The organism is Streptomyces sp. NBC_00576, from assembly GCF_036345175.1.
Taxonomy (GTDB): Bacteria; Actinomycetota; Actinomycetes; order Streptomycetales; family Streptomycetaceae; genus Streptomyces.
On record NZ_CP107780.1, the window covers coordinates 8,968,166 to 8,980,621 of the forward strand.

General features: G+C 69.4%; 8 protein-coding genes. All 8 read left to right on the plus strand.

Going from position 1 to position 12,456, the window contains the following annotated elements:
* Nucleotides 1–13 precede the first annotated feature (13 nt).
* From OG734_RS39145 to OG734_RS39180, 8 genes are read left to right on the plus strand one after another with little or no spacing between them, the layout of a single operon-like run.
* Entirely contained in the window at nucleotides 14–1,993 is a 1,980-nt protein-coding gene (locus tag OG734_RS39145) for an ATP-binding protein (RefSeq protein ID WP_443064997.1), read from the plus strand.
* The gene (locus tag OG734_RS39150; protein WP_330292150.1) at nucleotides 1,984–2,286 is read left to right on the plus strand and encodes a hypothetical protein; all 303 of its coding nucleotides are present in this window, start codon (nucleotides 1,984–1,986) and stop codon (nucleotides 2,284–2,286) included. The genes OG734_RS39145 and OG734_RS39150 overlap by 10 nt, the downstream gene beginning before the upstream one ends.
* The gene (locus OG734_RS39155) at nucleotides 2,283–9,023 is read left to right on the plus strand and encodes an eCIS core domain-containing protein (RefSeq protein WP_330292151.1); all 6,741 of its coding nucleotides are present in this window, start codon (nucleotides 2,283–2,285) and stop codon (nucleotides 9,021–9,023) included. The genes OG734_RS39150 and OG734_RS39155 overlap by 4 nt, the downstream gene beginning before the upstream one ends.
* Before the next feature lie 4 nt (nucleotides 9,024–9,027).
* On the plus strand, nucleotides 9,028–9,627 hold the full coding sequence (locus OG734_RS39160; protein WP_330292152.1) for a hypothetical protein: 600 nt from the start codon (nucleotides 9,028–9,030) through the stop codon (nucleotides 9,625–9,627).
* Between the two features lie 8 nt (nucleotides 9,628–9,635).
* Complete coding sequence (locus tag OG734_RS39165) at nucleotides 9,636–10,331, plus strand: hypothetical protein (RefSeq protein ID WP_330292153.1); 696 nt, start codon at nucleotides 9,636–9,638, stop codon at nucleotides 10,329–10,331.
* A gap of 12 nt (nucleotides 10,332–10,343) precedes the next feature.
* The gene (locus OG734_RS39170) at nucleotides 10,344–10,718 is read left to right on the plus strand and encodes a hypothetical protein (RefSeq protein ID WP_330292154.1); all 375 of its coding nucleotides are present in this window, start codon (nucleotides 10,344–10,346) and stop codon (nucleotides 10,716–10,718) included.
* Nucleotides 10,711–11,850, plus strand: a complete 1,140-nt coding sequence (locus OG734_RS39175; RefSeq protein ID WP_330292155.1) for a hypothetical protein — start codon at nucleotides 10,711–10,713, stop codon at nucleotides 11,848–11,850. Before OG734_RS39170 ends, OG734_RS39175 begins: the two co-directional genes overlap by 8 nt.
* A 59-nt stretch (nucleotides 11,851–11,909) precedes the next feature.
* Nucleotides 11,910–12,446 (plus strand): phage baseplate assembly protein V, encoded by a 537-nt coding sequence (locus tag OG734_RS39180; protein WP_330292156.1) that lies wholly within the window; start codon nucleotides 11,910–11,912, stop codon nucleotides 12,444–12,446.
* Nucleotides 12,447–12,456: the final 10 nt, after the last annotated feature.

Here is a 12,456-nt window from a genome sequence, read left to right on the forward strand (position 1 = left end):
GGGCAGGTAGGGCATGGGAATGCGCGAGGGGACGGGCACGCCGGGTGCGTACACCACGGGCCCGACGACGCTCACGGCGGAGATCCGGCGTGTGCTGGCCCGTGTCGACGCCCACGCGGCGCACGCCGGACAGGGGACCGGTCCCTCCGAGGACCCCGGGACCGACAGCACACTCGTGCCCGCCGGTCCCGCCACCGACCCCCTCGACGCCCTGGCCACCTGCTTCGGTCTGACTCCCTTCGAGCGGGACCTCGTACTCCTCACCGCCGCCCAGGAGTTGGAGCCGACGACCGCCGCCCGGTGCGCGTCGGCCTGCGGTGACCCGGAGCGGACGTACCCGACCTTCTCGCTCGCCCTGGCCGTGCTCGCCGAGCCGCACTGGAGCGCGCTCACCCCGGTGGCGCCGTTGCGCCGCTGGCGGATCGTCGAGCCGGCCGACGAGTCACAGCTGACGACGTCCAGGCTCCGCCTCGACGAACGCATCCTGCACTTCCTGCTGGGCTCGCCCTATCTGGACGCCCGCCTGCACGGCCAGTTGCGCCGTGCGCCGGTACCGGACCGGCTGCCGCCCTCGTACGACCTGGCCGCGAGCCGGGTCGCGGCCGGCTGGGCGACCGGGGCGAGCCCCGACGCGCCGCTGCTCGTGGAGGTGACCGGCGGTGATCTGCGCAGCCGGGCCGACATCGGGGCCGCCGCGGCGGCCCGCGCCGGGCTGGGGCTCTACTCGGTGAGCGCCGAGGACATCCCCGGCGACCCCGCCGAACGGGACCGGTTCGCCCGGCTCTGGCAGCGCGAGGCGATCCTGCTGCCCGCCGCGCTCCTCGTCGACGTGGGCGAAGTGGACCGCGACCAGCGGGCGGCGACGGAGGCGTTCCTGGCCGGGGCTGCCGTACCCGTCCTGGTGTCGAGCGAGGACCCGCTGCGCACGGACCGCCCGCACGGCACCCGGGTGACCGTGCCCAGGCTGGACGACGAGGAGCAACTCTCCCTCTGGGCCGATGCGTTGGAAGACATAGCCGATGTCGACGAGGGCGAACTGCGCTCACTGGTCGCGCAGTTCCAGCTGCCGCCGCACGTTGTGCGAGCTGCCGCGGCGGCGGTACGGCGTGATCTGCCGGGCGAGGACGAACTGGACGCGGCCCAACTCGCCTGGCGCGCAGGACTCGACGAGGCCCGGATCGGCATGGACGAACTGGGGCGGCGGATCGAGCCGGAGGCCGGCTGGGGTGACCTCGTCCTGCACGAACGGCAGACGAGTGTGCTGCGCGAGATCGTCGCGCATGTGCGGCAGCGGCCGACGGTCCACCAGGAATGGGGATTTGCGGCGACATTGCGGCGCGGGCTCGGCGTCACCGCGCTCTTCGCGGGCGGCTCCGGCACCGGCAAGACGCTGGCCGCCGAGGTCATGGCGAAGGAACTGGGCCTCGATCTGTTCATCGTCGATCTCTCGCAGGTCGTCAGCAAGTACATCGGCGAGACCGAGAAGAACCTCCGCCGGGTCTTCGACGCCGCCGAACGCGGCGGCGCACTCCTCCTGTTCGACGAGGCCGACGCCCTCTTCGGCAAGCGCAGCGAGGTCAAGGACAGTCACGACCGGTACGCCAACCTGGAAGTCAGCTACCTGCTGATGCGCATGGAGGCCTACCGGGGCCTCGCCATCCTCACCACCAACATGAAGAAGGCCCTGGACACGGCCTTCCTGCGGCGCATCCGCTTCGTCGTCGACTTCCCCTTCCCGGCCGAACACGAACGCGCCGAGATCTGGCGCCGGGTACTGCCCCCGCAGGCCCCGGTGAAGGACATCGACGCCGCCCTCCTGGCCCAACTCACCGTCGCGGGCGGCTCGATCCGCAACATCGCGCTGTCCGGCGCGTTCCTCGCAGCCGAGGAGGGTGACCGGCTCCAGATGCGGCACATGCTCGCGGCGGCCCGCACCGAGTACCTCAAGCTGGAGCGCTCCCTGACGCCGACGGAGGTCCGTGGATGGGTGTGAAGCGGATGGGTGAGAGCAGGGAGCCTTCGGCGATACGGCTGGACATCGGGGAACTCGTCCTCGACGGCTTCCGGGTCGCGGACGCCGATCGCGTCTCGGCGTCCTTCGAGCACGAACTGGCCCGCCTGGTAAGGGAACACGGGGTGCCCCTCGCGGCCGACGGCACGCTGAGCGTCGACGCGCTGACCGGGCTGCCGCCGCTGCCCGCCGGCCTGTCCGCGCGCCGCCTCGGCCAGGAACTGGCGCGCGCCGTTCACCAGGGGCTGAGCGGGCAGGGGGAGGTGACCCGATGAGCGGCAACGCACAGTCCCAGGACGCCCGTTCGGAGCAGTCGGCCGCCGAACAGCGCCGACGTAAGCGAAAGGAACGGGGCGCCAAGTCCCGTACCCCGTCCGCGAAGGACGTCGTCAGCGGCGCCGGACAACCCCTCGACCCCGGCGTACGACGGGAGTTGGAGGAGCGCCTCGGTCACGACCTCAGCCGCGTACGGCTGCACACCGGTCGGGACGCCGCCCAGCTGACCGAGCTGCTCGGCGCGGACGCGGTGGCCGTCGGCCAGGACATCCTCTTCCGCGAGGGCGCCTACCGCCCGGGCACGGCGGACGGGCAGCGCCTGCTCGCCCACGAGCTGCTGCACACCGTCCAGAACCCCCACGGGCTCGGCGCGCTGCGGGCCGGGCGGGACCTGGGCGCGGTGAGCCTGCCCCAGCAGGCGATCGAGCGGGAGGCGGAGTCGGCCGCGCAGGAACTTGTCCGGGGCGGGGAGAGCGCGGTCGGCACCGCGCAGCCCGAGGGCGCGGTCGAGGAAGGGCAGGCGACGCCGGGCTGGCTACGCTACGCCACCGTGGACGCCGACCGGATGCGGGCCGAGGCCGTCGACCCGGCGACCCTTGTGGACCGGCTCGCGGGCGGTGTGCTGCGCTCGCTGCGCGGCGACCCTGCCGACGCCTCCGGCCGGGTGCGACTCCAACTGGCGCGTATGTCCGAGCAGTTGGAGGACTCGGTCATCGAGCGGCTCGAAGCCCGGTTGCTCACACCTGAGTACGAACGCCTCCTGGACCTTGCGGAACAGGCCCACCCCGGCCCCGTCGAGTTGCAGCCCGCCGACGTCCCGCTGCCCGAGATCGACCTCTTCGAAGAACTCGGTGTCGAACGCACCCAGTGGCAGAAGAAGCAGGCGTCCGACCGGGGTTCCAAGGACAGCCGCGCCGCCGATGCCCGCGAGGAGCAGCGGGACGTCAGGGCCCGCGACGAGAAGAGCGGCAGCGACCGCAGCCGGGCGCGCGCGGACGCGGCCACCGAGGACCAGGAGGCCGCCCGGCGCACCGAGCAGGAGGACGAGCGCAACGCCTCCCGGCAGCAGTCCGCACAGGAACAGCGGCAGGAGGACGAGAAGGCCGCCGGGGACCGGGAACGCACCGACGAGGCCGCCGACGAGCGGGCCCAGGGCCGGCAGGAGGGCACCGAACAGGCCAAGGAGGAGCGCAAGGAGCAGCGCGAACGCGAGGAGGCCGACCCGGAGCAGGCCAATGCCCCCGGCGCGGACAAGCGCGGGCGCAAGGACCAGCAGACCCAGCCGGCCGCCGGGGCCAGGCGCGAGGAGCTGGACCCGAAGCAGAAGGGCCAGCCCGGCCCCGTACGCCCGGAGAAGGTGGACGAGCGGGCCGAACAGCCGGACTCCGCGCTGTCCGAGCACGGGCTGAACGAGAGGGACGAGAACGGGGGTGCTGGGGGTGCCGATGGCGATCCGCGCGAGGAGGAGCAGCCGCTCGGCCTCGAAGCGGGCGCCGACGACGACGTAGCGGGCGGAGCGGACGAAGACGCAACTGCGCCGGGCGCCGAGCGTGAGCCTGCAATCAAACCCGAGGACCATCTGCCCGAGGCCGACCTCGACCTGTCCGCCGTACCGACCGCGGACCAGCTCCAGCCGGGCGCCGCCGAGCCGTCGCTGCCCACCTTCCCCACCCCGCCGCCTACCAAGGCCGAAAAGATCGAGCAGGAGCGGGAGAAGAGGGAACAGGAGGAGGACGAAGACGCCGCCGCGCCCGAGGCGAAGGCGCCCGGCCAGGACGAGGGGCCCGTCGAGGGCGAGGCGCCGCAGCCCGAGAACGGGCCTGCCACGCAGGCCCAGGACCGGGGCACCAAGGACCTGCAGGAGACCGGGAAACCGCTCGACCAGGAGGTCGGTCCGGACCCCGCGACCGAGGACAAGGAGCGGCCCGAACCCGAGGCCGAGAAGCCGGACGCGGAGCAGCAGCACGAGAAGGAACAGGCCAGGGAGGCCGATGACACCGGCGAGGCCGGGGCGGACGGTTCCGACGAGCGGCCCGACGCCAAGGACGCGCAGGACGAGAAGAGCGAACGGCAGGAGCGTACGAGGGCTCAGACACGGTCTGCTTCGGGCGCGGCGCCGGCCACGGCGAGCCCGGCTGCGGCCACCACGAGCATGTTGGCGTCCGCCGTGTCCAGGCCCGCCGGTGCGCAGACTCCCAGGACGCCCGTAGAGGACCGCAATCCCTCGCCGGCCGCCCGGCGTGAGGGCGAACCGCCCAAGCCCGAGCGTGAGGCGCCCCAGGCCAAGAGCCGGATCCCCAAGGAGACCGGTCCCGGGGCGGCGCCGCGTGGATCAGTTGGCGGTGCGGAGAAGACCGGGCCGACGACCGCCGCTGGGCCCGGGGCCGCGCCGTCCACCGCGCAGGCGGCCGTCAGCCCGGCCGCCGAGCAGACCGCCGAGCCCGGTCAGACCGCCGAGAGCGCGTCGCCGAAGCCCGAGGCGTCCCTGGAGAAGGACGGCGGTGGCTGTGCGCCGCCCGAGCCCGCCGCGGAGAAGGACGACGGTGGCGCGGGCAGCTGCGGGGGCGGCGGCGAGGCCGCGCCGGAGGAGAAGGACCAGGAGCCGCCGGACGTCTCGGGGCAGGACCCCAAGGCCGCCGTGCAGACCGTGGGCAAGCTGGCGCCCGACCAGGCGGCGGCCGCCATGCCCGGGGTCGACGCGGCCGCGGACAAGAAGATCGGTGAGGAGCAGCAGCGGCTCGACGCCAACCCGCCCACCCGGGAGCGGCCTTCGGGTGCGCCGCAGACGCGTTCGGCACCGCCCGAGGCGGCCCCCGCCGCGGCCCAGGTCACCGGCAAGGTGGAGAAGCTCGGCCCGGAGGAGCAGGGCGAGAAGCAGAAGGCCAAGGGCAGCGAGAAGGCCGAGGGCGGGAAGCCCACGGACAACACTCCGCCACCGCCTCCCCCCGCCGTGCCGGACAAGGGGCTGAGCGAGGCCGAGGCGGCGAACGTCGAGGCCGCGGTGGACGCCGTCCCGACCACCGACCCCGAACTCCAGAACAAGACGGTCGGCCCGGCCCCGAAGATCCGGCTCGAAGGCGCCAGCGACCCCAAGCGCACCGACGACCAGGCCAAGGCGCTCAAGGACAAGCAGTCCGACCTGCAGACGACGGGTCGCGCCGACGCGGCCAAGCCCATGGGCGAGGACCAGATCTTCCCCAACGCCCCCCAGGAACAGCTCTCCGGCAAGGCCTCCGGCGGTGGTGCCGGAGGTGGCAAGGGCGGCCGGCTCAGGGCCATGTCCAAGCCGAAGGCCGGCGTGGGAGCCGTCGCCAAACAGGAGAAGGGCTCCGAGGTCCAGGGCGCCGCCGGCCAGGCGCAGGGCGACCTCGGCACGAAGGAGCAGGAGAACAAGCAGGGCGAGCAGCAGGCCAAGCAGGAGAAGCAGGCCGAGATCGACCGCGAGGTCGCCCAGAACACGGAGAAGCAGACCTCCGAACGCGGCCGGGTCGCCCGCGAGACACAGCAGCAGCGCGAAGAGTGGCGGACCGAGCAGGACAAGAAGGTCGAGGACGCGGACAAGCAGTCCGAGGACGAGCACGGCGCCAAGAACAAGGAGATCGTCAAGGCGCGTGACGACAAGGACAAGGAGGTCGGCGAGCGCAAGGACAAGGACAACGCGCAGATCGACACCGAGCGCGAGAACGCCGAGAAGGAGGCCGAGAAGAAGAAGGAGGAGGAGAAGCCCTCCGGAGGTCTGTTCGGCTGGATCGCCGACAAGGTCGCCGACTTCTTCAAGGGCCTGCTCGCGGCGGTCACCGCGGTCTTCGACGCCGCCCGCAAGGCGGTCAACGGGATCATCGACACGTTCAAGGAGTGGGCCAACAAGGCCATCGACTTCGTACGTGATCTGGCGATCAGTGCGATCAACGCGCTCGCGGATGCCCTGATCGCGATCGGGGATGTCCTCCTGGCCGCCTTCCCCGAGCTGCGGGACAAGTTCCGCAACGCGATCGAGGGCTTGCGGGACGCGGCCGTCGCCAAGGTCAACGAGCTGGCGGACGGCCTGAAAAAGGCGGTCAACGCGCTGCTGGACGTGCTCGCCGCGGGCCTGAACAAGCTCCTCGATGTCCTGGAAGCGGGCATCAAGGCCGTCATCAAGGCCTACCAGGCCGTCATCGAGGGCGTGATCAAGTTCGCGCAGGCGGCGATCGAGGCGCTCGGGAAGTTCGCGGCGCTGGTCGCCGACATCGCGCCCGACCCGGGCGGCTGGATCGGCAAGGCCGGCAGTTCGGCCAAGACCGGGATCACCGACCACCTGTGGGGCGCCATCAAGGTGGGCGTGAAGCGGTGGTTCGACACCAAGGTCGAGGGCATCCTGGGCCTCGGCAAGGCCGTGATCAACGTCCTGGTGAAGGGCTGCGTCTCGCTCAAGCAGATCGGCAAGATGGCCTGGGACGCGATCATCGCGTCCCTGCCGATGATGATCGCGTCGCTGGTCATCGAGAAGGTCGTCTCGATGATCGTCCCGGCGGCGGGTGCGATCCTCACGATCGTCCAGGGCCTGATGGCGGCTTGGCAGTCCATCAGCTCGATCCTGGCGGCGTTCGGCAAGTTCTGGGCGTACCTGAAGGCAGTGAAGGCGGGCCCGGCGGCGTGTCTGTTCGCGGAAGCGGTGGCGGCGGGCGTGGTCGCGCTCCTCGACTTCATCGCCAACTTCCTGATGATCAGGCTCTCTTCGGCGACGAAGGGGGTGGGCAAGCGGCTCAAGGCCATGTCCCAGAAGATCATGGACGGCCTGAAGAAGACCGGCAAGGGTGCTCGGTCGGCGGCGGGCAACGCGGTTAACAACGCCCGGGGGGCGATGCGGAACGCCAGGCAGAAGGTCGCCGAGCCGTCGGTGGCACCGAAGCCGAAGGGCGCGCCTTCTCCTGGGCCGAAGGCTCCGGTGAAGCCGAAGGACACGGCTACGCCCAAGGGGCCGGCGAAGCAGGAGTCTGCGGGGGCGAAACCGAAGGACGGGGCGGAGGGGCCGGGCAAGGACAGGACTCCGGAGCGGGAGCCTTCGAAGGACAGGACACCTGACAAGGATCAGGCTCCGTCGAAGGACAAGACCCCCGAGCCCGCCGCCAAGAAGAAGAAAGAGATCGAGGGTCCCAAGCCGGCCAAGCCCAAGAAGCCCAAGTCCCCGGCGGGCAAGGCCCTCGCGAAGGCAAAGGGCGCGGTCAAGTCCGCCTTGAAGAAGGTCGGCAACGCGGCGAAGACCCTAGGCAAGAAGCTGAAGAAGACCAAGGTCGGCAAGGCGCTGAAGAACAGCGCGTCGAAGCTGCGGAACGTCTTCAAGAAGAAGAAGGACCGGCTGCGCGACGACAAGAGGCGGCAGCAGGAGCAGAAGAGGCGCGACCAGGATCAGCGGAAGAAGGACGAGAAATCCAAGGAGTCGAAGGAGGCGCGGCTGCGCAGGATTGTCGCGAGGATGAAACCCCGACTGGACTCCCTGATGAACAGGGGAGTGCGCGATGGCGCCTTCAGGGCCGCTCTGGGTGCGATGAAGCTGTGGTATCGGCTCAGTGGCCTGGCACGTCGAGGCGACAGGACCTTCGAGGTCGAGGCGTCGCTCAACCCGAGGCTTCCTGCACTCGAGAAGGGGCGTGAGCTCGTACCGGAGGACATCGAGCAGCGTGTCCTCGCCTATATCCAGCAGGCTCTGGGCAAAGCCCGTGAGCAGGGCGGCGGCAGCCTGCTCAACACCTACTCCGCCATGCGGGACGACAAGCCATTCAAGAACATGCAGCGCGGAGCGGCGACTGAATACAATACTGGAACTCCCGACCAGTTGCGCCTGACCAGGAAGAAGGGGCCCAACTCTGACCTCTCTGGTGAGATCAATGTCCAGCCGCACCCTGAAGAACTCGCCGCCGCCACGGGAATCGGTTCGTACAAACAGATGGCTCGGGCGGTGCAGCAGGAAGATATGGGCAGTGGGCTCGGCACGCAGGGCCTCCAGGCCCTCAAGAACGAGGACGATATCAACAAGTTCCCCGGAAAACGCAGGCAGCTTCCGGCTCAAGTCGCCGTCGTGCGTTCGATGGCCGAGGGACTCCGGGTTCCGCTCATGCTCGCTGTCGGGCCCGCCGAACTCCGTCTGATCGAGAAGGGGATGCGCTCGCCGGATGACGTACTGACCAAGGGGCCCCTCGTGAGTCGAGGTGCGAACTCTTTGACCGCCCCTATCCGGAACTACATGCGCACGACCGGAGCACGGTTGAAGGACCTCGCCAAGATCGCCAAGAAACAGGCAGCGGCGCCCGAGGCCAAAACGTACGACACGAGCGGCATCCACGCCCGGATTGAGGAAGCGCGGCAGCGGGCCAACACCGGCAACACCAACTTCTACAAGCGGAAATTCTGGTGGGACGACCTTAAACCCGAGGAGGTCGGTACCGAAGAGGTGACAGGGGGCAAAAGGGGAGGAAATGGCGAGACGGAGACCCGTACACGCAAGGTCTACGATCCCCCGCTGAGCTCTGTTACCAAGGAGCAGATCGAGGCCAAGAGGCAGGAGATCGGGACGCCGGAAAGTGAGATCAAGAAGATGCGTGACACCATCGTCGACTTGCTCATCGCAGAGGGTGTGCTCACCACTGAGAAGAACAAGGAACATGCGATTGAGGACATCCTGAAGGGTGTCGACGAACTGCTCGGCGAGCGGGAATGGCTGTTCGGCGTCTACGGCCTCAACAAGGGAAAGAAATAGACACATGACTCGGATTTCGCAACCCGCGGACTCTTATGCCTCGCGCCGCCTGATCCTCCAGGGCTGGGGCAGCGAAGAAGAGGTGATGCAATTTGCCGCCGAGGGGAATTTTGAGCTGCTCCAGGACGAGTCCTCGGACATCGAGAACGGGATCGTGCGGGACGTAATCTGGCGTATTACTCCCGGCATCGTGCTGCAATATGCCGTGGACAGTCGTTCCAAGTGTTCTGTGTTCGCCCTCACCGGAACACCAGCCGAGGATGTCAAAGGTATTGTCGAATCAATTGAGCAAGGTGTGCATCCTTGGACTCTTGAGGAACTACTTTCAGCCGTTGACCGTGCCAAGGGGACACAGGAGACCTGTGAGGCGGTCCTGCGAGCCGGAATCGGTGCTCCGCATCAGTTTGACAAGCGGTTCTACAAGCGTCTGAGGAAGGCCGTCCGAAGCAAGGACGGGACCATCAGATCCGCCGGCATCTGGGCAACCTCCTACTCCCGATGGGAGGAGTTCCGGACCGACCTCCAAGGAGCCGCACGCAACGATCCCGAGCCAGGACTGCGCCGGGACGCGCAGGTCATTCTCGACCACTACTCGGGCAGTTGAGGAAATTCATGACCCGCTACGCCGACATCCCCAAACCCATCCGCTCCGGAATAGTCGTAGTCAACCCCGACACCGGCGCCCCCCAGCGCATCATCGTTCTCCAGTTCAACCCGGACACCCTGGAGCGAAGCGTCGCCCCCCAGACCGCCGGGGACAGTGCTGACTCCGGCGGCGGTGGGGGAGCCGGTGGCGGGGACAAGAACGAGGCCCTCCGCCTCAAGGGCCCCGCCCAGGAGACCTGGAAGTTCACCGCCGAGATCGACGCCACCGACCAGTTCGAGATCGCCGCGCCCGACGGCATCCACCCCCAACTCGCCACCCTCGAAATGCTCGTACAGCCCACCACCGCCCAACTGCGCGCCGCCAGCCGCCTCGCACAGAACGGGACCATCGAGATCAGCCCGATCGAGATGCCGTTGACCCTGTTCACCTGGGGCAGCAAGCGGGTCATGCCCGTGCGGCTCACCGAACTGTCCGTCAACGAGTCGGCCTTCGACGTGAACCTGAACCCGATCCGGGCCTCCCTGGGCATCGGCATGAAGATCCTCACCGTCAGCGACCTGCCCGCCGGTCATCGCGGCGCCGACCTCTACATGGCGCACCTCGCGCAGAAGGAACAGCTCGCGGCCGCCGCCCGGGGCGGGAGCCTCGGGGCGCTCGGGCTCAGTGGAACCGGTGCCGGCGCGTTCGGCGGAAGGGGCTGAGAGGACACCACCATGGCCGACATCGAACCGTACGAGAACGCCCTGGACGCCATACCGGGCGCGCATCCCTATCCGCGCACCAGCCGATACCACGACGCCGAGATCGGCATTCACCGCCAGACCGACGGAACCGAAGTCCGGTACGCCAAGCGGCGGTTGCTGCCGCCGCTGGACGAGCAGCAGGGGCCGGAAGTCCACCCCCACACCGTCGGCGCCGGCGAGCGCCCCGATCTCCTCGCCCAGCGTTACTTCGGCGACCCCGCCCAGTGGTGGCAGATCGCGGACGCCAACCCCGTGCTCGACCCACGGGAGTTGACCGACGAGGCCGGCCGCGTCATCGGCATACCGACCCTCGGCGGGCTGCCGCGAGGTGACCGGCGTGTTTGATCTGCCCGTGGGGCAGGGCCCCGTCCACATCACGCTCCTCATGGGGCCCAAGCTCGTCCAACCCGTCCCCGCCGAGGTCACCCAGGCCCTGCTGTCCGCCCAGATCACCGCCACCGCGGGCGAACGCAGCGGATTCCAGCTGGCCTTCGACCTCACCAAGAACGGCATCATCAACAGGAGGCTCCTGCCCGAGGGGTTCTTCGACCCCAAGACCCGCATCATCGTGACCGTCACCGTCAAGGGCACCCCCGACGTGCTCTTCGACGGCCTGATCGTCCGGCACGAGGTCGGCACCAGCAACCAGCCCGGCCACTCCACCCTCACCCTCACCGGCGAGGACCTCACCCTCCTCCTCGACCTGGAGGAACGCACCGCCAGGTACCCGAACCTCCCGCCCTCCGAGCGGGTCCTCGCGATCCTGCGCCGGTACTCCGACTACGGCATCCGGCCCGATGTCTACACCGAGAAGATCGCCCAGCCCCCGCACCAGGACCTCCGCGTCCACTACCAGACCGGCACCGACCTCCAGTACGTCACCGAACTCGCCCGCGCCAACGGCTACACCTTCTACCTTGAGCCAGGGCCCAACCCCGGCCAGTCCTCCGCCCGTTGGGGACCCGAGGTACGCCTCGGCATCCGTCAGCACGCCCTCAACGTCAACATGGACTCCAACTCCACTGTCGATCAGCTGACGTTCGCCTACGACGGGACGGCGCGAGAGGAGCCGCAGGCCCGCTGGCAGGACCCGGGGACCCGGCAGTCCACGCTGCTGCCCCAGCCGCCGATCAGCCCGCTGCGCCCACCCCTCGGCAAACGGCCCACCCCGGCCCTCAAGCGCCGGACCCTGTCCGGCACCGCCAAGCAGCAACGGGCGGAAGCCGAGGCCGAGTTGCTCGCCCGCGCCGCCGTCTCCGCCGACGTCGTCTCCGGCTCCGGCTCGCTCGACGTCAACCGGCACGGCTACATCCTCCAGCCCCGCCAGCTCGTCGGCGTACGCGGCTCGGGACGGGCGTACGACGGCGACTACTACGTCAAGTCCGTCACGCACAACCTGCGCCCGGGCTCCTACCAGCAGAACTTCACCCTCTCCAGGGAGGGACTGGAGGCGCAGAGCGACTACGTCCGACCGTGACGCGACCGACGCCACACCTGTAGTACCGGCAACAGACCACACACCAGGAGCAGTTCAGCATGGCGGCACCCAGCAATCGCTACCTCGGCAAGTTCCGCGGCCGGGTCGTCGACAACAACGACCCGCTGCGTATCGGACGTCTCACCGTCGAGGTCCCGGACGTCCTCGGCGACGAGCCGTCGACGTGGGCGCTGCCCTGTCTGCCGTTCACCGGGCCCGAGTCCGGCCAGTTCGTGGTGCCGCCGACGGGGGCGGGTGTGTGGGTCGAGTTCGAGCAGGGGGACCCCAGTTTCCCTGTCTGGACGGGGTGTTGGTGGGGCACGGCCGATGAGCTGCCGCCCGACGCGCGCCGCGAGCTGGAAGCCAACGCCGCCAACAAGCCCGTCGTCATGCAGACACCACTCGCGCACAAGCTCGTCATGAACGACACGCCCGGCGTCGAGCAGGGGATCCTCCTCCAGGCCCAGGGCGGCGCCTACATCCGCATCACCCAGGGAGCCATCGTCATCGCGAACGGCGCGGGTGCCGAGATTCTGCTGCGCGGTGACCAAGTAACCATCAACGAGGGCCAGTTGACCGTGCTCTCAAAGCGATAGAAAGACGGGG

Coding starts and splice junctions, on each gene's coding strand:
- OG734_RS39145 (WP_443064997.1), top strand. CDS start 14: ATGGGAATGCGCGAGGGGACGGGCACGCCGGGTGCGTACACCACGGGC.
- OG734_RS39150 (WP_330292150.1), top strand. CDS start 1,984: ATGGGTGTGAAGCGGATGGGTGAGAGCAGGGAGCCTTCGGCGATACGG.
- OG734_RS39160 (WP_330292152.1), top strand. CDS start 9,028: ATGACTCGGATTTCGCAACCCGCGGACTCTTATGCCTCGCGCCGCCTG.
- OG734_RS39155 (WP_330292151.1), top strand. CDS start 2,283: ATGAGCGGCAACGCACAGTCCCAGGACGCCCGTTCGGAGCAGTCGGCC.
- OG734_RS39180 (WP_330292156.1), top strand. CDS start 11,910: ATGGCGGCACCCAGCAATCGCTACCTCGGCAAGTTCCGCGGCCGGGTC.
- OG734_RS39165 (WP_330292153.1), top strand. CDS start 9,636: ATGACCCGCTACGCCGACATCCCCAAACCCATCCGCTCCGGAATAGTC.
- OG734_RS39170 (WP_330292154.1), top strand. CDS start 10,344: ATGGCCGACATCGAACCGTACGAGAACGCCCTGGACGCCATACCGGGC.